Origin of the sequence: Allobosea sp. OAE752, assembly GCF_050433265.1 — a bacterium.
Classification (GTDB): domain Bacteria; phylum Pseudomonadota; class Alphaproteobacteria; order Rhizobiales; family Beijerinckiaceae; genus Allobosea; species Allobosea spartocytisi.
This window is the reverse complement of the sequence record NZ_JBNPXO010000003.1, coordinates 283891-307639: the sequence shown is the minus strand read 5'-3', so window position 1 is coordinate 307639 and position 23749 is coordinate 283891. Positions and strand designations below refer to the sequence as shown.

Annotated in this window: 25 protein-coding genes and 1 tRNA gene; 18 read left to right on the top strand and 8 right to left on the bottom strand. The window is 65.9% G+C overall.

Translation table 11 applies throughout. The annotated features are described in order from the left end of the window. Window positions 1-154 precede the first annotated feature (154 nt). From cobS to GGC47_RS10595, 5 genes are read left to right on the top strand one after another with little or no spacing between them, the layout of a single operon-like run. A complete protein-coding gene (gene cobS / locus GGC47_RS10615; RefSeq protein WP_185747962.1) occupies window positions 155-1138 on the top strand; it encodes a cobaltochelatase subunit CobS in 984 nt (327 codons plus the stop codon). A 16-nt stretch (window positions 1139-1154) separates the two neighbouring features. After that, the gene (locus GGC47_RS10610) at window positions 1155-1505 is read left to right on the top strand and encodes a GFA family protein (RefSeq protein ID WP_142022056.1); all 351 of its coding nucleotides are present in this window, start codon (window positions 1155-1157) and stop codon (window positions 1503-1505) included. A gap of 8 nt (window positions 1506-1513) precedes the next feature. Next, the gene (locus GGC47_RS10605) at window positions 1514-1930 is read left to right on the top strand and encodes a GNAT family N-acetyltransferase (protein ID WP_142022055.1); all 417 of its coding nucleotides are present in this window, start codon (window positions 1514-1516) and stop codon (window positions 1928-1930) included. Continuing rightward, entirely contained in the window at window positions 1927-3825 is a 1899-nt protein-coding gene (cobT, locus tag GGC47_RS10600; RefSeq protein WP_038363748.1) for a cobaltochelatase subunit CobT, read from the top strand. Before GGC47_RS10605 ends, cobT begins: the two co-directional genes overlap by 4 nt. Continuing rightward, complete coding sequence (locus tag GGC47_RS10595; protein ID WP_142022054.1) at window positions 3825-4823, top strand: esterase-like activity of phytase family protein; 999 nt, start codon at window positions 3825-3827, stop codon at window positions 4821-4823. Before cobT ends, GGC47_RS10595 begins: the two co-directional genes overlap by 1 nt. Before the next feature lie 173 nt (window positions 4824-4996). Here the strand turns inward: GGC47_RS10595 and rpmB are convergent, their stop codons facing one another. Beyond that, entirely contained in the window at window positions 4997-5284 is a 288-nt protein-coding gene (gene rpmB, locus GGC47_RS10590; RefSeq protein WP_038363751.1) for a 50S ribosomal protein L28, read from the bottom strand. A gap of 291 nt (window positions 5285-5575) precedes the next feature. Here rpmB and GGC47_RS10585 point away from each other — a divergent pair, with 291 nt between their 5' ends. Continuing rightward, window positions 5576-6388 carry a DUF3108 domain-containing protein gene (locus GGC47_RS10585; RefSeq protein ID WP_038364412.1) on the top strand — a complete coding sequence of 271 codons (813 nt, stop codon included), beginning with the start codon at window positions 5576-5578 and terminating at the stop codon, window positions 6386-6388. A gap of 119 nt (window positions 6389-6507) precedes the next feature. Here GGC47_RS10585 and GGC47_RS10580 read toward each other — a convergent pair whose 3' ends face one another. From GGC47_RS10580 to GGC47_RS10570, 3 genes are read right to left on the bottom strand one after another with little or no spacing between them, the layout of a single operon-like run. Further along, the gene (locus GGC47_RS10580; RefSeq protein ID WP_112763569.1) at window positions 6508-6837 is read right to left on the bottom strand and encodes a DMT family transporter; all 330 of its coding nucleotides are present in this window, start codon (window positions 6835-6837) and stop codon (window positions 6508-6510) included. After that, window positions 6834-7196: an NIPSNAP family protein gene (locus GGC47_RS10575; protein ID WP_133564782.1), complete on the bottom strand. Its 363-nt coding sequence runs from the start codon at window positions 7194-7196 to the stop codon at window positions 6834-6836. The genes GGC47_RS10580 and GGC47_RS10575 overlap by 4 nt, the downstream gene beginning before the upstream one ends. Window positions 7197-7198: 2 nt before the next feature. Further along, window positions 7199-8383 carry a pyridoxal phosphate-dependent aminotransferase gene (locus tag GGC47_RS10570; RefSeq protein WP_113254962.1) on the bottom strand — a complete coding sequence of 395 codons (1185 nt, stop codon included), beginning with the start codon at window positions 8381-8383 and terminating at the stop codon, window positions 7199-7201. Window positions 8384-8641: 258 nt separating this feature from the next. Between GGC47_RS10570 and GGC47_RS10565 the strand changes: the two genes are divergently transcribed. The 7 genes from GGC47_RS10565 to denD all read left to right on the top strand — a co-directional run bounded on the left by GGC47_RS10565 (window position 8642) and on the right by denD (window position 14814). Continuing rightward, a complete protein-coding gene (locus tag GGC47_RS10565) occupies window positions 8642-10504 on the top strand; it encodes an IlvD/Edd family dehydratase (protein ID WP_112763566.1) in 1863 nt (620 codons plus the stop codon). Between the two features lie 248 nt (window positions 10505-10752). After that, a complete protein-coding gene (locus tag GGC47_RS10560) occupies window positions 10753-11592 on the top strand; it encodes an isocitrate lyase/PEP mutase family protein (protein WP_142022053.1) in 840 nt (279 codons plus the stop codon). Then, window positions 11589-11915 (top strand): hypothetical protein, encoded by a 327-nt coding sequence (locus GGC47_RS10555; protein ID WP_133564777.1) that lies wholly within the window; start codon window positions 11589-11591, stop codon window positions 11913-11915. The genes GGC47_RS10560 and GGC47_RS10555 overlap by 4 nt, the downstream gene beginning before the upstream one ends. Beyond that, window positions 11912-12583: a GNAT family N-acetyltransferase gene (locus tag GGC47_RS10550; RefSeq protein WP_133564775.1), complete on the top strand. Its 672-nt coding sequence runs from the start codon at window positions 11912-11914 to the stop codon at window positions 12581-12583. Before GGC47_RS10555 ends, GGC47_RS10550 begins: the two co-directional genes overlap by 4 nt. Window positions 12584-12585: 2 nt before the next feature. Then, the gene (locus tag GGC47_RS10545; protein WP_142022052.1) at window positions 12586-13041 is read left to right on the top strand and encodes a GNAT family N-acetyltransferase; all 456 of its coding nucleotides are present in this window, start codon (window positions 12586-12588) and stop codon (window positions 13039-13041) included. Window positions 13042-13056: 15 nt separating this feature from the next. Then, window positions 13057-13803, top strand: coding sequence for an SDR family oxidoreductase (locus GGC47_RS10540; protein WP_142022051.1), 747 nt, complete (start codon window positions 13057-13059; stop codon window positions 13801-13803). A 30-nt stretch (window positions 13804-13833) separates the two neighbouring features. Beyond that, window positions 13834-14814, top strand: a complete 981-nt coding sequence (gene denD, locus GGC47_RS10535; protein WP_142022050.1) for a D-erythronate dehydrogenase — start codon at window positions 13834-13836, stop codon at window positions 14812-14814. Between the two features lie 92 nt (window positions 14815-14906). Here the strand turns inward: denD and GGC47_RS10530 are convergent, their stop codons facing one another. The 3 genes from GGC47_RS10530 to rplU form a co-directional block, all read right to left on the bottom strand. Then, the gene (locus GGC47_RS10530) at window positions 14907-15593 is read right to left on the bottom strand and encodes a GNAT family N-acetyltransferase (protein WP_142022049.1); all 687 of its coding nucleotides are present in this window, start codon (window positions 15591-15593) and stop codon (window positions 14907-14909) included. Between the two features lie 155 nt (window positions 15594-15748). Next, the gene (gene rpmA / locus GGC47_RS10525; protein ID WP_038363769.1) at window positions 15749-16015 is read right to left on the bottom strand and encodes a 50S ribosomal protein L27; all 267 of its coding nucleotides are present in this window, start codon (window positions 16013-16015) and stop codon (window positions 15749-15751) included. Between the two features lie 170 nt (window positions 16016-16185). Then, window positions 16186-16677, bottom strand: a complete 492-nt coding sequence (gene rplU, locus GGC47_RS10520) for a 50S ribosomal protein L21 (RefSeq protein WP_038364421.1) — start codon at window positions 16675-16677, stop codon at window positions 16186-16188. A 296-nt stretch (window positions 16678-16973) separates the two neighbouring features. Between rplU and GGC47_RS10515 the strand changes: the two genes are divergently transcribed. Together GGC47_RS10515 and GGC47_RS10510 are read left to right on the top strand one after the other, a co-directional pair. Continuing rightward, window positions 16974-17063 (top strand) — tRNA-Ser (locus GGC47_RS10515). A 233-nt stretch (window positions 17064-17296) separates the two neighbouring features. Further along, a complete protein-coding gene (locus GGC47_RS10510) occupies window positions 17297-17578 on the top strand; it encodes a hypothetical protein (RefSeq protein ID WP_113254946.1) in 282 nt (93 codons plus the stop codon). 561 nt (window positions 17579-18139) lie between these two features. On the opposite strand, the gene GGC47_RS10505 is transcribed toward GGC47_RS10510, so the two are convergent. Beyond that, window positions 18140-19030, bottom strand: a complete 891-nt coding sequence (locus tag GGC47_RS10505) for a MurR/RpiR family transcriptional regulator (RefSeq protein ID WP_142022048.1) — start codon at window positions 19028-19030, stop codon at window positions 18140-18142. Between the two features lie 239 nt (window positions 19031-19269). Here GGC47_RS10505 and GGC47_RS10500 point away from each other — a divergent pair, with 239 nt between their 5' ends. From GGC47_RS10500 to GGC47_RS10490, 3 genes are read left to right on the top strand one after another with little or no spacing between them, the layout of a single operon-like run. Next, the gene (locus GGC47_RS10500) at window positions 19270-20595 is read left to right on the top strand and encodes an aspartate aminotransferase family protein (RefSeq protein WP_038362630.1); all 1326 of its coding nucleotides are present in this window, start codon (window positions 19270-19272) and stop codon (window positions 20593-20595) included. An 8-nt stretch (window positions 20596-20603) separates the two neighbouring features. Next, the gene (locus GGC47_RS10495; protein ID WP_142022047.1) at window positions 20604-22073 is read left to right on the top strand and encodes a M81 family metallopeptidase; all 1470 of its coding nucleotides are present in this window, start codon (window positions 20604-20606) and stop codon (window positions 22071-22073) included. A gap of 42 nt (window positions 22074-22115) precedes the next feature. Then, the gene (locus GGC47_RS10490; protein ID WP_142022046.1) at window positions 22116-23696 is read left to right on the top strand and encodes an ABC transporter substrate-binding protein; all 1581 of its coding nucleotides are present in this window, start codon (window positions 22116-22118) and stop codon (window positions 23694-23696) included. Window positions 23697-23749 lie beyond the last annotated feature (53 nt).

The window sequence follows — 23749 nt, the reverse complement described above, 5'->3', positions numbered from 1 at the left end:
TGAGCCGGCATGCCCTTTGCGAGGGCTGGGGTGCAGCTTTGCGAATTGCCGCTTCCGGTCTTTCGCTCTAATGAGGGATGATCCGCCTCCCTCCTCGGTCGGCACTGGGTAACCGGCAACTTCCGGTCAAGGCCCTGCGCCCGGAGACACGATGATGACGACGACGACCGCGCCCGGATTGCCCGACATGAAACTGTCGGTGCGCCAGACCTTCGGGATCGACACAGACCTCGAGGTGCCGGCCTTTTCGGTAGCCGATCCGCATGTGCCGGATTTCGACCCGGATTACCGTTTTGATCGCGACACCACGATCGCGATCCTCGCCGGCTTCGCGCATAACCGCCGCGTCATGATCTCGGGCTATCACGGCACCGGCAAGTCGACCCATATCGAGCAGGTCGCCGCCCGGCTGAACTGGCCCTGCGTGCGCGTCAACCTCGACAGCCATGTCTCGCGCCTCGACCTCGTCGGCAAGGACGCGATCGTGCTGAAGGAGGGCAAGCAGATCACGGAGTTCCAGGACGGCATCCTGCCCTGGGCGCTGCAGAACAACATCGCGCTCGTCTTCGACGAGTACGATGCCGGCCGCCCGGACGTGATGTTCGTGATCCAGCGCGTACTGGAGCAATCCGGCAAGCTCACCCTGCTCGACCAGAAGCGCGTCATCCGCCCGCATGGGGCGTTCCGGCTGTTCGCCACCGCCAATACGGTCGGGCTCGGCGACACGTCCGGCCTCTATCACGGCACGCAGCAGATCAACCAGGGCCAGATGGACCGCTGGTCGATCGTGACCACGCTGAACTACCTGCCTCATGACAACGAGGTCGCGATCGTGCTCGCCAAGTCGAAGCACTACCAGAAGAGCCCGGAGGGCAAGGACATCGTCAACAAGATGGTCCGCGTCGCCGATCTCACCCGCAACGCCTTCATGAACGGCGATCTCTCGACCGTGATGAGCCCGCGTACCGTCATCACCTGGGCCGAGAACGCGGCGATCTTCGGCGATATCGGCTTCGCCTTCCGCGTCACCTTCCTGAACAAGTGCGACGAGATGGAGCGCACGCTGGTGGCCGAGTTCTTCCAGCGCTCCTTCGGCAAGGAACTGCCCGAGAGCGCCGCGAACGTGGTGCTGAGCTAACGAGAGGACGCGCGCCATGGCGCAGTATCAGGGAAGCTGCCACTGCGGGCGGGTCGCCTACGAGGTCGAGGCCGATCTCGGGCAGACGCTCACCTGCAACTGCTCCTACTGCCAGCGCCGTGGCTCGATTCTCGCGTTCTCGCCCGCGAGCTCATTTGCCCTGACCAAGGGCGAGGATGCGCTGACCGAGTACCGCTTCCATACGCAGAAGATCCAGCATCTGTTCTGCGAGAGCTGCGGCATCGAATCCTTTGCCAAGGCGAATGGGCCCGACGGCACGCCGATGGTCGCGGTGAATGTGCGCTGCCTCGTCGGCGTCGAGCCGACCGAATTGTCGCCGACGGCCTATGACGGGCGCTCGCGCTAGGGGGAGCGATGGTCGCGATCACGGTCGAGCCCGAGCAGGACGAGACGCGTGCCGCGGTGTTGCGCGGCCTGAGCGCCCATAATCAGTCGAGGGTCGGCCCGCGCAACGGCAAGCCGCTGACGATTAGCCTGCGCGATGCGGATGGCGCGATCCTCGGTGGGCTGGTCGGCGAGCTGAAGTGGGAATGGCTCCATGTCGACCTGTTCTGGATCGACGAAAGCCAGCGCGGTGCGGGACAGGGCGCGGCCATCATGGCCGAGGCCGAGCAGCGGGCGAGGGATTATGGCGCACATGGCGTCTATCTCTCGACGATGAGCATCCAGGCTCCTGATTTCTACCCCAAGCTGGGCTATCGCGAGTGCGGTCGGATGGAGAACTATCCGGTGGCCGGTCAAACGCTGCATCATTTCACGAAGGCGCTATGAGCATCTCGAACCGCAAGCCCGGAACGCCGAAGGAAGCCCCGGCCGAGCCGCTGAAGCGGGCGATTTCCGGTGCGATGAAGGCCATCGCGCGCAAGCCGGAGATGGAAATCGTCTTCGCCGCCGACAAGCCTTCTCTGGTCGGCGAGCGGGCACGCCTGCCCGAGCCGCCGCGCAAGCTGACGGCCGGCGATGTCGCGGTGTTGCGCGGGCACGCCGATTCGATGGCGTTGCGCCTCGCCTGCCATGATGCTGCGATCCACCGCCGCGCCGCGCCGGAGGGCGATGCGGCGCGCGCCGTCTTCGACGCGGTCGAGCAGGCGCGGGTCGAGTGCATCGGCGCGCGGCGCATGTCCGGCATGGCCGGCAACATCTCCGCGATGCTGGAGGACCGCTATCACCGCGGCGGGCGCTATGAGGAGATCACCGACCGGGCCGATGCGCCGCTCGAGGATGCGGTGGCGCTCATGGTGCGCGAGCGGCTGACGGGGCTGAAGCCGCCCAAGGCGGCCGAAAAGATCGTCGAGCTCTGGCGCGAGCAGATCGAGGCCAAGGCCGGGGACGATCTCGACCGGCTGTCGAAGACCATCGAGGACCAGCGCGGCTTCGCCCGCACGGTGCGCGACATGTTGGCGGCGCTCGACATGGCCGACCAGAGCGCGCAGGGCGACGAATCCGAGGAGGACGAGGACAATCAGGATCAGTCCTCCGAGGATCAGCAGCAGCAGGAAGGCGAGTCCGACCAGGAGAGCGGCTCCGACCGCTCCGAGGTCGAGGTCAGCGAGGATGCGACCGAGGAATTGCAGGAGGGCGCCTCCGAATCATCCGACGCGCCGGCGGGCGACTGGGAGGAGGAGGACGAGAACTCCGAATCCGAGGAGGCCGGCGAGGCGCCACGCCCGCGCGAAGGCAAGAATGACGGCCGCCTGGCGACGGACTACAAGGCCTATACGGTCAAGTTCGACGAGATCGTCACGGCCGAGGAGCTCTGCGACGCCGAGGAGCTGACCCGCCTGCGCGCCTATCTCGACAAGCAGCTCGCGCATTTGCAGGGCGTCGTCGCGAGGCTTGCAAACCGGCTGCAGCGCCGCCTGATGGCGCAGCAGAACCGTTCTTGGCAGTTCGACCTGGAGGAGGGTGCGCTCGACCCGGCTAGGCTGCCGCGCATCATCATCGACCCGTTCCAGCCGCTCTCCTTCCGGCAGGAATCGGATGTGAATTTCCGCGACACGGTCGTCACGCTGCTGATCGACAATTCCGGCTCGATGCGCGGCCGGCCGATCACGGTCGCGGCGACCTGCGCCGACATCCTGGCGCGGACGCTGGAGCGCTGCGGCGTCAAGGTCGAATTGCTCGGCTTCACCACGCGCGCCTGGAAGGGCGGGTTGTCGCGCGAGGCCTGGCTGCAATCGGGCAAGCCGGCCAATCCGGGCCGCCTGAACGATCTCAGGCACATCATCTACAAGGCCGCCGATGCGCCCTGGCGCCGTGCCCGCAAGAACCTCGGGCTGATGATGCGCGAGGGGCTGCTCAAGGAGAATATCGACGGCGAGGCGCTGGACTGGGCACATAAGCGCCTGCTCGGCCGGCCCGAGCAGCGCAAGATCCTGATGGTGATCTCGGACGGCGCGCCGGTCGATGATTCCACGCTGTCGGTCAATGCCGGCAACTATCTGGAGCGGCATCTGCGCCATGTCATCGCCGAGATCGAGACGCGCTCGCCGGTCGAGCTGATCGCCATCGGCATCGGCCATGACGTCACGCGCTATTACCGCCGCGCCGTCACCATCGTCGATGCCGAGGAGCTCGGCGGTGTCATGACCGAGAAGCTCGCAGAGCTGTTCGAGGAAGATGGCCCGGCTTCCGGATCCGCTTCCGGCTCGCGCCGCCTGCACTGATGCGCCTTAGCCGTCGTGGCCTGCTGGCAGGGCTGGGTTCGCTCGCGCTGCCACCGGCGGCGCAAGCGATCGAGCAGAATCGCTTTTCCGTCGAGATCGGCGCGCGGCGCATCGCCGCCTTCGAGCCGCGCAGCCCGGAGAAGCGGCGCTTCGGCGCCTTGCAGTTTCGCGGCGGGCTCGTGCTGTCCTGCAGCCATCCGCGCTTCGGCGGGTTCTCCGGGCTGTGGCGTTCCGTCGATGGGCGCGAACTCGTTTCGGTCAGTGATCGCGGCTATTGGCTGACGGCGAAGGTCGCCTCGGACGCTGGGCGGCCGGTCGGGCTGGGGAGCGCCGAGATGGCACCCATCCTCGGCGCCTCGGGGCGGCCGCTGGCGCGCACGCGCTCCTTCGACACGGAGAGCCTCGCGATTGCCGGTGGCGTCGCCTATGTCGGCGTCGAGCGCACGCATGAGGTGCTGCGCTTCGACTGGGCCGGGGAGGGCGTCGAGGCGCGGGCGCGCTCGCTGCCGGTGCCGCCCGAGGTCAAGCGCCTGCCGAGCAACCGCAGCCTGGAGGCGGTCGGCGTGGTGCCGGCGGGGCCGCTTGCCGGCACCGTGGTCGCGATCGCCGAGCGCTCCGGCCGCGAGAACGAGCCGACGCTGGGGGTGATCCTGAGCCCCGGCCGGCCGGGGCTGTTCAAGGTCGTGCGCCATGACGGCTACGACATCACCGATCTCGCCTTCCTGCCCTCCGGCGACATGCTGGTGCTGGAGCGCTGGTACAGGCCGTGGCGTGGCGTCGGCATGCGGATCCGGCGAATCGCCGGGCGCGACCTCAAGCCCGGCGCGCTGCTCGACGGGCCCTACCTGATCGAGGCCGATCTCGGTTTTGAGATCGACAATATGGAAGGGCTCTCTGTCCATCTGGATCAGGGGCGGACGATTCTCACCCTGATCTCGGACGATAATTTCTCGATCCTGCAGCGCACGCTGCTGCTGGAATTCGAGCTGGTCGCATAGTGGGCGTCATGGTCGGGCTTGACCCGACCATCTCTTGCCGAATGAAGTTCCGATGCCTTCTCGTCCCGAGATTCTCGGGTCTGCACTACGCTTCGCCCGAGAATGACGCCTCATTCGCCAACGAAAAAAGCGGCCTTGCGGCCGCTTCGTTCAAACCCGAGATGAAAACCCGCTCAGTTGGCAGCGAGCTTCTTCTCGAGGTCGCGCTTCAGGCCGAGAGCGCCGACCGAGAGGTCGTCGGCCGCAGCCTTGAGCAGGAAGGCGTCGAGGCCGCCGCGATGCTCGACCGAACGCAGGGCGTTGGCCGAGATGCGCAGGCGCACCGAACGACCGAGCGCGTCCGACTGCAGCGTCACATTGACGAGGTTCGGGCGGAAGACGGTCTTCGTCTTGCGGTTCGAGTGGCTGACGAGGTGGCCGCTCTGGGTGGCTTTCCCGGTCAGTTCGCAACGGCGGGCCATGGCAATCGTTCCTTGCATCCCCGGTTCGCTCAAATAAAAATGCCGACACGCGACGTGCCGGCCATCGAGCACCGGAAGTCAAATTGAGTTGGCGGTTCCATAGCCAAGGCTGTGAGCCACGTCAAGAAAAACTCCAAGCACCGCGATGGCAATCCATCAGCGTTAAGGGATCGTAAAGCGCCGGGCCGGATGCTTTCATCGGAAAGCTGCCCGAGGGCGGCGCTGCGGTCACGATTCGGACCGATTCACAATGCATGTCGCGGCATGATCGCGCCGCTCCGGAGGAACTGGATGAAGCCCGCCGTCGCATCGTCCCTGGCAGGTCTGATCCTCTCGATCTCTTTCGCCACCGCGGCGGTGGAGGCGGCGTCGCTCGACGCCAGATACGATGTCTCGCTGCTCGGCATCACCTTCGGCAAGGCCGGCCTGAGCGGCAGCATCGACGGCGCCAACTACAAGCTCGACCTCGTCGCCAAGCTGACCGGCGTGGTCGGCGGGGTGACCGGCGGCCGCGGCTCGGGCGCCGCGACGGGGGCGCTCGTCGGCGGCAAGCTCTCGCCCAAGACCTTCGCTGTGAGCGCGGCCAACTCCAGCGAGAGCCGCACCGTGCGGATGGCGCTCGCCGACAACAGCGTCGCCGGCATCGACATCGAGCCGCCGATCGACGAGAAGCCGGATCGCGTGCCGCTGACCGATGGCAACAAGCGCAACATCGTCGACCCGCTCAGCGCTTTCATCATGCCGGTCAACGGCAAGGGTAAGGACGCCTGCAACCGCACCCTGCCGATCTTCGACGGCGCGGCGCGCTACGACATCAAGCTCTCGAGCGCGGGCACCCGCCACGTCAAGCTCGACGGCTATAGCGGGCCGGTCTCGATCTGCCAGGCGCGCTATGTCCCCATCGCCGGCCACCGGGCGCTCCGGCCCAGCACCAAGTTCATGGCCGAGAACAAGGATATCACCACCTGGCTCGCGCCCGTGGCGGGCACCGATGTGATGGTGCCGGTGCGCATCTCGGTGAAGACGATGATTGGCACGGCGGTGATCGAGGCGTCGAGCTTCAAGGTCGACCCGGGCGTGACGGCGAGCGCGGCTCGGAACTGACGGGATCTGCCGTCGTGCTCGGGCTTGACCCGAGCATCTCTGAAACAAGAGCCTTCCCGTCATGAGATTCTCGGGTCGAAGCCGTGCTTCGCCCGAGAATGACGCCCGGCAGCAAGCCTTCAATGCGCCGCCGACTTCGAGAACAGGTTGATCACCATGACACCGGCGACGATCAGCGCCATGCCGCCGAGCGCGGGCAGGTCGAGCTTCTGGTCGAAAAGCACCAGCGCGATCAGGCTGATCAGCACGATCCCGACGCCCGACCAGATCGCATAGGCGATGCCGACGGGGATCGTCCGCAGGCACAGCGACAGGAAATAAAACGCGCAGAAGAAGGCCGCGACGGTGATCAGAGACGGCACCAGCCGCGTGAACTCGTTCGAGGCCTTCAGCGCCGAGGTGCCGATCACCTCGCTGACGATGGCGATGGCCAGGTAGAGATAGCTCATGCGGTCACGGCGTTCGTCCGGCGTTCCGAGGGAGCGCGGGACGCGCCGCGGTCATCCTCGAAAACCGGCCGGAAGAAGGAGCGCTCATAGCTGACGATGAAGCGGTCCTTTTCGTTCATCGCGAAGGCGGCCTGACATTCCGGGTCCGTGGCTGCGCGCTCGCGATACTCTTCATAGGCTGCGAGCGACGGGAAACTGAACATCGCCAGCGCGACGTTGGAGGTTCCTTCCGACGGCATGAAATAGCCGTGATGCACGCCGCCGAACTTCTCGACGAGCCGGATCCAGAGCTTGCCATAGGCCTCGAAGGCCGGAAGCTGATAGGGATCGACGATATAGCGCAGATGGCAGGTTATCATGCTCAGGCCACCTGCCGGCTTTCGAGGAAAGCGCGCATCCGTTCCAGCGCCTTCTCGATGTTCTCCAGCGAGTTGGCATAGGAGAGGCGGATATAGCCCTCGCCATGGACGCCAAAATCCGGGCCGCCGATGGTGGCGACGCCGGCATCCTCCAGCAGGGCGGAGGCGAGCTTCTTCGCTTTCCAGCCGGTCCTGGAGACGTTCGGGAAGGCGTAGAAGGCGCCCTTCGGTACGGCGCAGGAGACGCCGGGCAGGCCGTTCAGCCCCTTCACCACCGCCTTCCGGCGCCTGTCGAACTCGGCCACCATGGCGTGGACGGCATCCTGCGGGCCGGTCAGCGCCGCCAGCCCCGCCCATTGCGCGGGGGCGTTGACGCAGGAATGCGAGTTGACCGCGAGCTTGCGGGCGTTGTCGTAGAGCGGCTTCGGCCAGACCGAGTAGCCCAGCCGCCAGCCGGTCATGGCGTAGGTCTTCGACCAGCCGTTGAGCAGGATCAGCCGGTCGCGGATCTCGGGATAGCTGAGCAGGCAGACGTGGCTTTCGCCGTCATAGACCATCTGGTCGTAGATCTCGTCCGACATGACCGCGACGTCGGGAAACTTCGCCAGGCCTGCGACGAGCTTGTCGACCTCGCTCTTGGGCGTGACGCCGCCGGTCGGGTTGGCCGGCGAATTGACGATGAGCAGGCGCGTCCTCGGCGTGATCAGCGAGAGCGTCTCCTCGGCGGAGAAGGCGAAGCCGTTCTCCTCGCGGACCGGCACCGGGATCGGCGTCGCGCCAGTGTATTCGATCATCGAGCGGTAGATCGGGAAGCCGGGGTCGGGATACAGAATTTCCGCGCCGGGCTCGCCGAACATCAGGATCGCCATGAACATGGTGACCTTGCCGCCGGGCACGATCATCACGTTCTCCGGCGAGACCTCCACGGAAAAGCGCTTGTGCAGATCGGCAGCGACGGCCTCGCGCAGCGGCAGGATGCCATTCGCCGGGGTGTAGCCGTGATGGCCGTCGCGCAGCGCCTTCACCGCCGCCTCGACGATATGCTCCGGCGTCGCGAAATCGGGCTGGCCGATGCCGAGATTGATGATGTCCTTGCCCTGCCGCTGCAGTTCCGTCGCCCGTGCCAGCACGGCGAAGGCGTTCTCCTCGCCGATTCGGGCGAAGGCGGGGGCGACATGGAGGGTCATGATGGCCTCGGGCGTGATCGTTTCCGGCGGCCTGCTTGCCAGCGGCCTTAGGCCACAGTCTTCGCCGGAAAGGGCGCTGCGATGCAAGCCCGCGCGGTCGGTCGCGCCCCGACCATGCAAGGCGCGCATGAAAAATAGTATGATTTATCGTGACGGGCCCTCTTGCGGGCGAAGGGGCCGGACCGGATAATCGTCAAATCATTCTAAGAAAAGGCGCTGCCGCAAGGCCTTGACGGCAGCGCGGGAGAGGAGCGTTCGATGGCAAAGACCCCGGAGAGCAATGTGCCGCGGCAGGACCGCCCGGTGGCGGTTGCGAAGCGCAAGGCAAAGCGGCGCATCAAACCGGAACAGCTCCGCTCGAAAGCCTGGTTCGATAACCCCGCCAATGCCGACATGACCGCGCTCTATATCGAGCGCACCATGAATTTCGGCCTGTCGCGCGAGGAGTTGCAGTCCGGCCGGCCGATCATCGGCATCGCCCAGACCGGCTCCGACATCGCCCCGTGCAACCGGCATCATCTCGAGCTCGCCCCGCGCATCCGCGACGGCATTCGCGAGATGGGCGGCGTTCCCTTCGAGTTCCCGATCCATCCGATCCAGGAAACCTGCAAGCGCCCGACCGCCTCGCTCGACCGCAACCTGCAATATCTCTCGCTCGTCGAGATCCTCTACGGCTATCCGCTCGATGCCGTGGTGCTGACCACCGGCTGCGACAAGACCACACCGGCGCAGATCATGGCTGCCGCGACGGTCGACATCCCTGCGATCGCGCTGCCGGGCGGGCCGATGCTGAACGGCTCCTTCCGCGGTGAGCGCACCGGCTCGGGCACCATCGTCTGGAAGGCGCGCCAGATGATGGCCGCCGGCGAGATCGACTATAAGGGCTTCGTCGACCTGGTCGCGTCGTCGGCACCGTCGGCCGGCCACTGCAACACCATGGGCACGGCCTCGACGATGAACGCGCTGGCCGAGGCGATGGGCATGACGCTGCCCGGCGCTGCCGCGATCCCCGCGCCCTACCGCGACCGCTACGAGATGGCCTATCTCACCGGCAAGCGCATCGTCGAGATGGTCTGGGAGGATCTGAAGCCTTCGGACATCCTGACCCGCGAGGCCTTCGAGAACACCATCGTCATCAACTCGGCGATCGGTGGCTCGACCAATGCGCCGATCCACGTCAACGCCATCGCCAAGCATATCGGCGTCAAGCTCGACAACGAGGACTGGACGAAGATCGGCTACGACACGCCGCTGCTGGTCAACATGCAGCCGGCCGGCGAATATCTCGGCGAGGATTATTACCGCGCCGGCGGCCTGCCGGCAGTGATCGCGGAGCTGCTCGCCAAGGGCAAGCTCAAGCCCGCCATCACCGCGAATGGCCGCACCCATGAGGAGAACTGCGCCGGGGCCTTCTCGGGCGATCGCGAGGTCATCAAGACCTATGACGCGCCGATGAAGAAGGAGGCTGGCTTCCTCAACCTCTCCGGCAACCTGTTCGACTCGGCGATCATGAAGACCAGCGTGATCACGCCGGAATTCCGCAAGCGCTATCTGGAGAACCCGAAGGACCCGATGGCCTTCGAGGGCCGCGCCATCGTCTTCGACGGGCCGGAGGACTACCACCACCGCATCGACGATCCGGCGCTCGCCATCGACGAGCACTGCATCCTGTTCATCCGCGGCGTGGGGCCGATCGGTTACCCCGGCGCGGCGGAGGTCGTGAACATGCGGCCGCCGGATTATCTCATCAAGAAGGGCGTCACCGCGCTCGCCTGCGTCGGCGACGGGCGCCAGTCCGGCACCTCGGGCTCGCCCTCGATCCTCAACGCCTCGCCGGAAGCGGCGACGGGCGGCGGGCTCGCGCTCCTCAAGATGGGGGACAAGGTCCGCATCGACCTGAAGAAGCGGACGGCCGACATCCTCATCTCCGAGGCGGAACTGGCCGAGCGCAAGGCCGCGTTCAAGGCGGCGGGCGGCTACAAATATCCGAAGAGCCAGACGCCCTGGCAGGAGATCCAGCGCAAGATCGTCGATGAGCTCTCCGAGGGCATGGTGCTGAAACCGGCGGTCAAGTACCAGAAGATCAACAAGAAATTCGGTATTCCGCGCGACAATCATTGAGCGAGGCGCCACAGGCGCCGTCATGCTCGGGCGAAGACCCGAGCATCTCTCGACGAAGAGGCTCCAGTGCCTGCTCCGGTCAGAGTTTCTCGGGTCGCTGCTTCGCATCGCCCGAGAATGACGGACCAGGTGGCATTCGCCGCGCGCAACGGCCCCCGCCTGCCAATGCGCGCGGATGGGGCTGACAAACGGGCCGGCGCTCGACACTATGCCAGCCCGCAGCTCCCGCTGATCTGAAACGATTTAAAATGAGCTATTCCCCGCAGGTCGAAACTTTCCGCAAGCTGCATGAGAGCGGCTGCTTCGTGATGCCCAACCCCTGGGATCTCGGCTCGGCGCGCTGGCTGCGCGGGCAGGGATTCAAGGCGCTGGCTTCGACCAGCGCGGGCTTCGCCTTCACGCAAGCGCGGGCCGATCAGGATGTGCCGCGCGACATGATGCTCGCCCATCTCGCCGAATTGGTGAAGGCGGTGCCGGACCTGCCGGTCAATGCCGATTTCGAGAACGGCTATGCCGATACGCCCGATGGCGTCGGGGCCAACGTCAAGCTCTGCGTCGCGACCGGCGTCGCCGGGCTCTCGATCGAGGATGCCACGGGCCGCGAGGCAGAGCCGCTCTATCCGTTCGAGCTTGCGGTCGCGCGGGTGAAGGCGGCGCGCAAGGCGATCGACGAGACCGGCTCGGGCGTGCTGCTGACGGCGCGCGCCGAATGCTTCCTGACCGGCCATCCCGAGCCGCTGAAGGAAGCGGTGCGCCGCATCGAGGCCTATGCGGCGGCGGGCGCCGACGTGCTCTACGCGCCGGGCCCGAAGACGACCGACGACATCCGCACGATCGTCGATGCGGCCGGCGGCAAGCCGGTCAATGCGCTGGTCTATGGCGATTTCGGGCTAACCGTCTCCGATATCGCGGCGGCCGGTGCGCGGCGTATCTCGATCGGCGGCGCGCTGGCGCGGGCGGCCTGGGCCGCCTTCATCGAGGCGACGCGGCTGATCGCCGAGGAGGGCAGCTTCAAGGGCTTCGCCAATAATGGCCCCTCGGCGCCGCTCAATCCCTTCTTCCGTGGGGATCTCGAGGCGCGTTCGTGAGCGGCGTGCTGCTGATCGCGCCGGAGTGGCTTGGCCATAGCGGGCTCTGGCAGATCGACGCCAAGGGCAAGCGCAAGGCTGTCGATGCCGAGGATATTGGATTGTCGGAGAAGCTTGCCGACCGGCTCGAAGCCTGGATGGATTCCTTCGACGCGATCTATGACGAAGACGACGAGGCGGCCTCCGATTTCCCAAGCGAGGTCGAGCGGTTGGCCTGGGAGGCCGAAGGGCACGCCATCGCGGATGCGATCGCACGCGAGCTGGGCGCGGGCTGGGACATCCGGCAGGATTTGACCGGCTGGCGGGAAAAGGGAAAGTCATGACCTCGTTGCAGAACTGGAAGCCCGTGCCGTTCCCGCCGGCGAAGGTGCTGGAAGGGCGCTATTGCCGGCTGGAGCCGCTCGACGTCGGCAGGCATCTCGACGACATCTGGGCCGCGACGACCGGCCACGATCAGATCTGGGACTGGCTGCCGGCCGCGCCGCCGAAGAGCAAGGACGAATACCGCGCTTTGCTCGAATCGATGGTAGCGAAAGCCGGCATCGTGCCGCTCGCGGTGATCGACAAGGCCGATGGCAAGGCCAAGGGCCATCTCTGGATCATGGAGATCCGCCCCGAGCAAGGCGTCTTCGAAGTCGGCTGGATCACCTATTCGCCGGCGCTGCAGCGTACGCGGGTGGCGACGGAAGCGATCTATCTCGTCGGCGATTACGGCTTCTCGCTCGGCTATCGCCGCTATGAATGGAAGTGCAACAATCTGAACGAGCCCTCGAAGCGCGCGGCTTTGCGCTTCGGCTTCCAGTATGAGGGGCTGTTCCGCCAGCACATGGTGGTGAAGGGCGCGAACCGGGATACGGCCTGGTTCTCCATCATCGATTCCGAGTGGCCGGCGCGTGCGCGCGCTTTCCAGGCCTGGCTCGCGCCCGACAATTTCGATGCGCAGGGCCAGCAGAAGGCGTCGCTCACCGATCTCGCCAAGGTCCAGGCCTGACGATGACGCCGCGCCGCGCCGCGCCTGCCGATATTCCGGCGATCGTCGCGCTGACGGAGGCAGCCTATCTGCCGAACGAGGCGATCATCGGCGTGCCCTCGCTGCCGCGCCTCGCGGACTATCACGAGGTGCTGGCCAAGCACGAGGTCTGGCTGCTCGATGGCGAAGCGGGGCTCGATGCCGCGCTGGTGCTGGAGATCGAGCCGGAGGATTTCACGATCTGGAGCATTGCGGTTTCGCCGCAGGCCGCGGGCCGCAAGCTCGGCGCGGCGCTGATGAACTTTGCCGAGGAGCGGGCGAAGGTGCTCGGCTACGCCTCGATCCATCTCTATACGCACGCGAAGCTCAGCCAGCGCATCGGTTGGTATGAGCGTCTCGGTTTCACCATCACGCATCATGAGGACATGGCCGACCGGCGCCTCACCCATATGCGCAAGACATTTTCCAAAGCCGGCTAAAAAGAGGACGAAGGCATGGCGGGTCGTTTGAAGGGCAAGGTCGCGGTGGTCACCGCTGCGGGGCAGGGCATTGGCCGTGCGATCGCCGAGGCCTTCGTGGCGGAAGGCGCCACGGTCTGGGCGACGGACAAGGACGTCACCCTGCTCGAAGGCATTCCGAAGGCGAAGAAGCGCAAGCTCGACGTGCTTTCGACCAAGGCCGTCAACGCCTTCGCCGAGAAGGTCGGGCCGATCGACATCCTCGTCAACGCTGCCGGCTTCGTCCATCATGGCACGGTGCTCGACACCGACGACAAGGCCTGGGACTTCTCCTTCGACCTCAACGTCAAGGCGATGCACCGCACGATCCAGGCTTTCCTCCCGGGCATGCTGGCCAAGGGCGCAGGCTCGATCGTCAACATCGCCTCCGGCGCCGGCTCGGTGCGCGGCATCCCGAACCGCTATGCCTATGGCGCGACCAAGGCGGCCGTGATCGGGCTGACCAAGGCCGTCGCGGCCGACTTCATCAAGAAGGGCATCCGCTCGAATGCGATCTGCCCGGGGACGATCCAGTCGCCCTCGCTCGACCAGCGCATCAAGGATCTGGCAGCGGCGACCAACGTCACCGAGGCTGCGGCGCGGCAGGCCTTCATCGATCGCCAGCCGATGGGCCGGCTCGGCACGGCCGAGGAGATCGCCTGGCTCGCGGTCTATCTCGCCTCCGACGAAGCGAGCTACACCACCGGCCAGATCCACCTCGCCGATGGCGGCTTCGCGCTCTGACGCGCACACAAAAACTCAAGGGAGGTCAGGGTGCATATCCTCGTTCTCGGCGGCGCCGGCATGGTCGGGCGCAAATTCATCGAGCGGCTGGCGCGCGATGGCGGGCTGGGCGGCAAGCCGGTCACCCGCGTGACGGCGCAGGACGTCGTGCCGGCCTCACCGCCGCCGGCTGCGCCCTTCGATTTCGAGGCGGTGGTCTCCGATCTGTCGGTCGAGGGCGCGGCCGAGACGCTGATCGCGACGCGGCCCGAATTGATCGTCCATCTTGCGGCGATCGTCTCCGGCGAGGCGGAGGCCGATTTCGACAAGGGTTATCGGATCAATCTCGACGGCACGCGCTACCTGTTCGAGGCGATCCGTCGAATCGAGGGCTATACGCCGCGCCTCGTCTTCACCTCCTCCGTCGCGGTGTTCGGTGCGCCCTTCCACGACAAGATCGAGGATGAGTTCTTCACCACGCCGCTGACCAGCTACGGCACGCAGAAGGCGATCGGCGAGCTTCTGCTCTGCGACTATTCGCGGCGCGGCTTCTTCGACGGCATCGGCATCCGCCTGCCGACGATCTGCGTGAGGCCGGGCAAGCCGAACAAGGCGGCCTCGGGCTTCTTTTCCAACATCATCCGCGAGCCCCTGAACGGCGAGGAGGCCGTGCTGCCGGTCTCCGACCAGGTGCGGCACTGGCACGCCTCGCCCCGTTCGGCCGTCGGCTTCCTCGTCCATGCCGCGACGATGGACACCACGGCAATCGGCCCGCGCCGGGCGCTGACCATGCCGGGCTATTCCTGCACCGTTGCCGAGCAGATCGAGACGCTGCGCAAGGTTGCGGGCGAGAACGTCGTGAAGCGGATCAAGCGGGTGCCTGATCCGGTGATCGATGGGATCGTCGCCGGCTGGCCGCGCAATTTCGACCCCCAGCGCGCGCTGGCGCTCGGCTTCAAGGCGGAGTCGAATTTCGAGGAGATCATCCGCGTGCATATCGAGGACGAACTGCACGGGACCTTCGTGAAGTGACTTTGCCGGCCTCAGGGCCGTTAGCATCACGCTTCCATCTGCGGCACGCCCGGCCTTGAGCCGGGCGTGTTCTTTTTCAGGCTCCGGCGCGCTCAGGCCGCACAGGTCTCGCTCTGCGACTGCTGGAGCCGTGCCGGAAGCTCCGGCTCCGTATCGGCGGATGTCCTGGCCTCGAGCTCGGGCGCATGGGCCCAGCCGGTGGCGCCCCAGCTCTTCAGCGCCGCCCAGGTCGAGCGGTCGAGCCGGAACTGCTCGCAAGGGAACAGCCCGCCCCGCGCCGGCAGCGACTTGAGGAAGGAGCCCTCCGGCCGGAAGCCGGACTTCTCCAGCACCCGCCGCGAAGCCGGATTGATGACGCGGGTATCGGCCTCGATCGCCGGCACGTCGACCAGCGAGAACAAGGTGTCGATCAGCCCCTGCACCGCCTCCGTCGCGTAGCCCTTGCCCCAATGCTGGGTGCCGAGCCAGTAGCCGATGAAGGGCGTGCCCGAGGCCTGCCGGTGCGCGCCGATCATGCCGATCAATTCGTTGGGCTTCGCGCGCGGGGTGACCGCCAGCACGAGGTGCTCGCCCAGCGCATTGCCCTTGCGCATCGCGAAGATGAAGGGCTCGACCGCCTCGGGCGGGTAGGGATGCGGGATATTGGCCGTCATCTCCGCCACGGCCTTCTCACCGGCCTGGCGCAGGATGGCGGCGGCGTCCGCCATACGCGGCCAGCGCAGCCAGAGACGGCGGGTCTCGAGCCGGAAGACGTCGTCGCGGGTCAGTTCGGGGAACATTCTCGTCTCTCCGTCGGCGCAAACGAAAAAAGGGAGCTGGGACTTCGGTCCCATCTCCCCTTCGCTGACCTTCGGGAGACCCATTTCGGGCCTTCAACCCTTGATCCGTTCGGTTCGATGGAACCGGCGGATCGAGAGAATTCCCTATCCGCCTTTTACTCTGCGGCCTCTTGGGCCGGGACTACGTTCACGAAAGCTCGGCCGAGTTTCGTCGTGAATCGGACGCGGCCATTCGTCGTCGCAAAGAGGGTATGGTCTTTGCCCATGCCAACGTTCGCGCCGGCATGCCACTTGGTGCCGCGCTGACGAATAATGATGTTGCCGGCAACGACGGCCTGATCGCCGAAGCGCTTCACGCCGAGTCGCTTGCTTTCGGAATCGCGGCCGTTACGCGACGAGCCGCCTGCCTTTTTGTGAGCCATAACGCCCTACCTCAAAACTTCTCGTGTCTCTCTAACCCGAATCGGCGGCGAAAGCCACCCGGTTCGGATACGAAATGCCGGAGCACCATTCTGTCAGGAGCGACAGGCCGAGGACGTAAGCCTTCGGCGATGGCGATCCGGCGTGGATATCGACGCCGGGAAACCCGGTCTCAGGCCTCGGACGCCTCGTCCTTGGCCTTCTTGGCAGGGGCCTTCTTGGCCGCGGCCTTCTTCGGCTTCTCGGCATCCTCGCCGGCCTCGGCCTTGGCGGCCTTCGGAGCAGCCTTCGCCTTGGCGGCGACCGGAGCAGCGGCGGCGGCATCGCCCTTCTTCATCTCCGGCTGCTTGCCGCCGGTGAGGATGTCGGTGATGCGGATGACGGTCAGCTCGGCGCGGAAGCCGCGCTTGCGCTTCGAGTTCTGGCGGCGGCGCTTCTTGAAGGCGATGACCTTCTCGCCACGGGCCTGCTCGACGATCTCACCGACGACGGTGATCTCGGAGAGGGCCTTGGCGTCGAGCGTGGTCTTCTCACCTTCGGTGAGCATCAGCACGGAGCCGAAAGCGACGGTGTCGCCCGGGTTGCCCTCGATCTTGGCAGCGGTGATCTTGTCGTTGGCGGCGACGCGGAACTGCTTCCCGCCGGTCTTGATGACTGCGAACATTTTGTCCTCCATGTTCGGCCCCGCCCTGTCACGGCCTCCGGACTGGAAGCGCATGCGGGACGGCTTTTTGGCAGTCGATTGCGTGGTCTGGTTTGCTCTTGCCGGCATGCGACGCAGCGCACATGCCAAAAGAGATCGGGCGCGGGTTTCCCCACGCCGGACGGTGCTCGATAGTCGGGCTCTCCGCGAAGGTCAAGCGAAAGCGGCGGGGGACGGTCGATTTCTCCCGCCCGGGAGGCTTGCCCCTCGGGCGTGGCTTGTGTAGTAAGCGCCTCGCTTCGACCGATAGCGACCGCGGACAGGTGGCAGAGTGGTTGAATGCACCGCACTCGAAATGCGGCATACCTGCAAGGGTATCGGGGGTTCAAATCCCTCCCTGTCCGCCATCATCCCGCCAAGGGATTGAGACCATCGATATCACCGCGCCTGACCTGATCCGTTCCCGGCTTGCGCTGGGAAAGTGGGCGAAAGCCCGCAAAGGTTGACGCAATCATCATGCGTGCGCGCCGACCGCGTCCTCGTTCTTTTTCAGCACGCCGAACGACGCATGCAGCAGCTCTCCTCAGGCCGGCGCGGAATGCGCTTCGGCGCCAAATGGGACAACATTTAGGAAGCGGGAATGGCCAAGCGTACGAAATCCAAAGCTCTCGATACCGAGTTCACGATGTTCGATGTCATCTATGAGGATGGGTCGAGAACCTCCAACCGACGCGTTCCGACAGCGCTGCTCGGGGGGCTCGATGGCGATGAGCCGGCCAAGGCGGCAATCCTGGAGCAGGACCAGATCATCTCCGAGAAGTCGGGCAAGCCGCCCTTGGCGATCGCGACCCTCGTCCGGTCGACGAAGGCAGCGGCCGAGCCAGAGAAGCGCAAGGATGACCGCAAGAAGCGCAGTGCGTGATCGGCGAGGAGTTGGATAGGCCAGCAGATGCCGGCGAATCGCCACCGGCCGCAGAGAGGATGTGCGGAGTCGGTTTTTCTTTCCGCCGGTCCATTGGAAGAAGCCGAGGCCGGAATTGAGCCGCCCTGGGTTCGCCGGAGGTGCCAACTTCTGAGAGACTGGGGCTATGAGACCCCAGGGCCCGCTTCCTATGCCAGCGGAGGGCCTATCGCTGGAGCTTCGCGGTGATTGGCGCGGATTCTGGCGCGGTGTTCCCAACAAACGAAAGCCCCGTCTCGTGGGGAAACGGGGTTTGCACAATTATGTAAATTTGGTTGCCGGGCCTGAAACCACCGACAGTTGCCTCAAGTGCTTTCTCGAAAGAGATCCCCGCTTCCGCGCAGCGCCAATTGCAGACATTGGGCTTTTGCCTGGAAGCGGACATCACCAATCGGTAACAATGAAGGCTTGAGGATGAGCCGCGCTGCCCTGGGAAGGTTCGTGGCAGAGGTCCTCTTTCCAGCTCTCGAACCGATCTTGCCAGATCGTTTCAAGATTTAGCGGCGCGCTCGCCCCAAAAAACTAGATTTTTCTGCGAGGAATGGCGGTCGCATAGGTGTTCAGCGAGAGCAGGTGGCGGTCGGCGCGATGAAGCGCAGCGAGCGCCGCATTGCGATCCTTGTTGGCCAGCAATCCGCAGAGCACCTCGGAGATCGCCAGCGCCGGTGCCAGCGTGTGGAAGAAGCTCTGGCTCTCGGTGGAGCAGAGGATGGCCTGATCGGCGATGCCGACCAGCGGCGAAACCTCGCTGTCGGTGATCGCGATGATGCCGAGCCCCTTTTCGCGAGCGAGCTCGGCGAGCTCCAGGCTGTGGCGCGCGTAAGGATTGATCGAGATGGCGAGCAGCACGTCCTCGGCGTCGGCTCGGATCAACCCGTCGCCCACCGTGTCGGCCGGCCCGTCGAGATGGATCGTCTTCTCCCCGAGCAGCGCCATCACATAGTGGAAATGCCAGGCGACCGAATGGCAGGAGCGCAGGCCCAGCACATAGATCCGGCGCGCCTGCGCCAGCCGGTCGGCCGCCGCCGAGAGACGTTCCAGCGAGGCCGGTTCCGACAGGCGCGCGATCTGGGCGGCGAGCCCTTGCAGCATGCGCCGCGACAATTGCGCGGCAGCCATGTCCTGCTCGCTCTCGTCGGTCTTCATCGCGCGTGCCGCGAAGCCGTCGACGCGGAAGCGGATCGCCTCGGCATGATGGGCGCGGATATCGTCATAACCGGCGAGGCCCAGGAACTTCGCGAGCCGCGTCATCGTCGAGGGCTGCACACCGGCATTGCGCGCCAGCTCGCGCATCGAGACCAGCGCCACCTCCTGCGGATGCTCGATGATGTAACGCGCCGCCTGCTGCAATTGCGGGGACATGGCGTCGAAGAGGCTGACGATGCGCTCGCGCAAGGGATCCGCCTGCAACATTTGAATCGCACCCTCTTTGCCCCGTCGCGACCATTCCCGCGCGCCGGTCGGATTTCAAACGGTTTCTCGGCTTTCCCTCAGCCTTTGAGGGCGTTGCGCTGGACTGTTCCGTCGCGAGAGTTTTAGCGTCAATCGTTTCCGATTTGTATCATATAAAACAAATGTTGCATCACTCGATGAGGCGTGTCATGAGGCTGCGCGTCGCGGCGGCCTGTCCGCGCCAATCCGGGAAGCTTGAGATGACCAGGATTCTCCATCGCTCGATCGGCGGCCGGTTGCCGCAAGCGGTTGCGGGGCAGGGCGTCACGATCACCGACGCGGATGGCCGCAGCTATATCGACGGATCGGGCGGCGCCGCCGTCTCCTGTCTTGGCCACGGCCATCCCGAGGTCATGGCGGCGATGCGCGCGCAGATGGACCGCATCGCCTACGCCCATACTTCCTTCTTCACCACCGATGTCGCCGAGGAGCTGGCCGAGCGCCTGGTCGGGCTGGCGCCGGAGGGGCTCGATTACGTCTATCTCGTCTCCGGCGGCTCCGAGGCCGTCGAGGCCGCCATGAAGATGGCGCGGCAGTATTTCGTCGAGATCGGCCAGCCACAGCGCCGCCATTTCATCGCGCGCCGGCAGAGCTATCACGGCAATACGCTGGGCGCGCTTGCCGCCGGCGGCAATGCCTGGCGGCGGGCGCAGTTCCAGCCGATCCTGCCGCAGACCCACCATGTCTCGCCCTGCTACGCCTATCGCGGCCAGAAGGCCGGCGAGACGCCGGAAGCCTATGCCGCCCGTCTTGCCGACGAGCTGGAGGCCAAGATCCTCGAGCTCGGCGCGGAAGAGGTCATCGCCTTCATCGCCGAGCCGGTGGTTGGCGCGACGCTCGGCGCTGTCGGGCCGGTCGCGGACTACTTCGCCCGCATCCGCCGCATCTGCGACAAATATGGCGTCCTGCTGATCCTCGACGAGGTGATGTGCGGCATGGGCCGCACCGGCACGATGTTCGCCTGCGAGCAGGAGGGCATCTCGCCCGATCTCGTCACCATCGCCAAGGGGCTGGGGGGCGGCTACCAGCCGATCGGCGCGGTGCTGCTCTCGGACAGGATCTACCGCGCCTTCGCCGAAGGTTCCGGCCTGTTCCAGCACGGCCACACCTATATCTGCCATCCGATGGCGGCGGCGGCGGCCAACAAGGTCGTTGAGCTGATCTCGCAGCCGGAGATGCTGGAAAACGTCCGCCTGATGGGCGAGCGCCTTCAGGCCGGGCTCGATGCACGGCTGGGCCAGTCTCCCCATGTCGGTGATATCCGCGGCCGCGGCCTGTTCCGAGGCATCGAGATCGTTGCTGACAAGGAGACCAAGACGCCCTTCGCCCCGGCGCTGAAGGTGCATGCCCGGATCAAGAAGGAGGCGATGGCGCGCGGCCTGATGAGCTACCCGATGGGCGGCACAATCGACGGGCGGATCGGCGATCATGTCCTGCTGGCGCCGCCCTATATCATCACGCCCGAGGAAATCGATCTGATCGTCGAGCGGATCGGCGGCGCGATCGACGCGGCGGTCAGGGTCTGACCGCTGCCATGGCGTTCCGCATCGCCTTCGCCGGCTTCAATCTCGAATCGGTCACGGCCGTTCCGCAGATCGTGGAGCTGGCGGAGTTCGAGCGCGTCTGCGTGCGCGGGGCTGAACTGACGGAACGGTTCCGCGGTACCAACACTGTACCCGGCGGCTGCCTGAAGATCTGCGAGGCGGAAGGCGCGGAGTTCGTGCCGCTGTTCCACACGCTGCTCGGCGCGCTCGGGCCGACTGCGGATGAGGCGGTTGCGCACTACACCGGCGAGATCGCCGAGGGCCTCCGCAAGAATGGCCCGCTCGACGGCGCCATCCTGTTCTTGCACGGTGCCTGCTGGGCGCCCGGCTATGCCGATGTCGAGCGGCACGTCATCGATGCGGTGCGCGCGGCCTTTCCGGCGCTGCCGATCGCCGTCGCGCTCGACTATCACGGCAATATCGACCGCGAGACGCTGCGCGGCGCCGATATCGCCGTCGCCTATCGCCATTCCCCGCATATCGACATGGGCGAGACCGGCGAGCGGGCGGCCCGCGCGCTGCTCAGGTTCCGGCGCGAGGGCCGTCGGCCGGGTCTCGCGGTGGCACGGCCGGATGTCGTCATCCCCTCGATCATGTCGGCGACGGCGCTGGCACCGCTGGCCTCGATCATCGCCGAGGCGCGGGCCGCCGAGCAGGACGGCGATTGCGACATCTCGATCATGGCCGGCTTCTCCTATGCCGACAGCGCCAATACCGGCATGTCGGTGATCTGCCTGGACTGGGACGGGCAGGAGGCGGCCGAGGCCAAGGCGCAGGCCTTCTCGGGCCGGTTGCGCTCGGCGCGCAAGGCCATCGCCAACGCTATCCCGATCCTGAGCGTCGAGGACGCCCTGGCCGATATCGAGCGCAGTCCCGCGACGGGCCGGCCGATCGTGCTGCTCGAGCATGCCGACCGGATGAACGATTCCACCCATCTGCTGCGGGCTTTGCTCGGCCGCGATGTCGGGAGGGTCAACGTGCCTTTCCTGCTCGACCCCGAGACGGCCGCGCAGGCCAATGCAGCGGGCGAAGGCGCCGAGATCACGGTCGCGCTCGCCGGCAAGACGGCGCCGGAGACTGGTGGGCCGGTCGAGGCGGTGGCACGCGTCCTCTGGTCGGGGCCGAAATCCTTCAACGTCTCCGGCCGCTACCAGCGCGGTTCCTTCGTCGATCTCGGGCTGACGGCACTCCTCCAGATTGGCGCGGTCCGGATCTCCGTGGTCTCGCATTTCGCCTTCGCCGTCGATGGCGACCCATTCTTCATCTTCGGCGAGCGACCAGAAGATTACGACGTCATCCTGCTGCGCTCGAAGACGCATTTCCGCGACTACTACGAGCCGCTGGCCGACCGCGTCCTGGTGGTCGACACGCCCGATCTCGGCCCCGCCAATGTCAGGCTGATCCCATACCGCCAGCTCGACACGGCACGCGCCTATCCATGGAGCGACGCTCTCGCCTGACGACACGCGCCAATCCAAGCAACCAAAAACGAGGGGATAACAATGACGTTTCGGTTCAGGACTTTCGGGGCTGCGGCGCTGCTCGCCGGCTCCCTGCACGCATTGCCGGCTTTTGCCGAGACGACGCTCAATGTCGTCATGCAGGCGCCGCTCAGGTCGCTCGATCCGATCCTGAGCACCGCCCAGATCGTGCGCACGCATGGCTTCATGGTGTTCGACACGCTGCTCGGCATGGATGCCAAGTACAACCCGCAGCCGCAGATGGCCGACTACGCCGTCTCAGCCGACAAGATGACCTATACCTTCACCTTGCGCGACGGCTTGAAATGGCATGACGGCACGCCGGTGACCGCGGCCGATTGCGTCGCCTCGCTGAAGCGCTGGGCCGCGAATGACGGCGCCGGGCGCACGATGATGGGCTCGGTCGCCTCGATCGAGGCGACCTCTGACAAGGTGCTCGTCATCAAGCTGGCGAAGCCTTTCGGCCAGGTGCTGGAACTGCTGGCGAAGCCCTCGCCGGTGCCGCCCTTCATGATGCCGAAGCGTCTTGCCGAGACGCCTGCCGGCCAGCAGGTGACGGAGATGGTCGGCTCCGGCCCGTTCAAGTTCGTCGCGGCCCAGTATCGTCCCGGCGATCAGGCCGTCTATGTCAAAAACACCGACTACAAGCCGCGCGCCGAGCCGATGAGCTGGACCGCCGGCGGCAAGACCGTGAATGTCGACAAGGTCGTGTGGAAGGCGATGCCGGACATGCAGACCTCGATCAATGCGCTGCAATCCGGCGATGTCGACCTGATCGAGCAGGTGACGATCGACCTGCTGCCGCTGCTCAAGGCCAATGACGAGATCAAGACCGGCGCGATCAATGCGTTGGGCAGCCAGGTCACCGGCCGCTTCAATCATCGCCTGCCGCCCTTCGACAATCCCAAGGTCCGCCAGGCGGCGATGTATGCGCTCGACCAAGAGCAGCTGATGCAGACCGCGATCGGCGACAGCCAGTATTACAAGCTCTGCGCCTCAGTCTATGGCTGCGACGTGCCGCTCGCCTCGGATGCCGGCTCGAAATATCTCAAAGGCAGCGCCAAGGAGCGCATGGCCAAGGCGAAGGAGCTGTTGAAGGCCTCCGGCTATGACGGCACGCCGGTGCTGATGATGCAGCCGACGGACCTGACGATCCTGTCGACCCAGCCGATCGTCGCGGCCGAGCGCCTGCGCGAGGCCGGCTTCAAGGTCGATGTCGCCGCGATGGATTGGGCGACGCTGCAGTCGCGCAAGAACAGCACGCAACCCGTGGCACAGGGCGGCTGGAACATGTTGTTCACCTATTGGGGCGTCTCCGGCATCTGGAACCCGACCGTGCATGCCCTGCTCGACGGCTCGGGCGCGGAGACGGCGTGGTCGGGCTGGCCGAAAAGCGCCCGCGTCGAGGAACTGCGCGCTGCCTTCCTCACCGCGCCGACGCTCGACGAACAGAAGACAATCGCCCACGAGATCCAGCAGATCGCCTATGACGAGGGCTTCTACTTCAATGCCGGCGAGTTCCAGTCCGTCGCCGCCTGGAGCGCCAAGCTGAAGAACCTCCAGCCCGGCCCGCTCACCCTGTTCTGGGGCGTGAGCAAGTAACCTCGCGAACCGGGCGGCATTGCCGCCCGGCTGGCTTGACCGAGCGCTGGCTG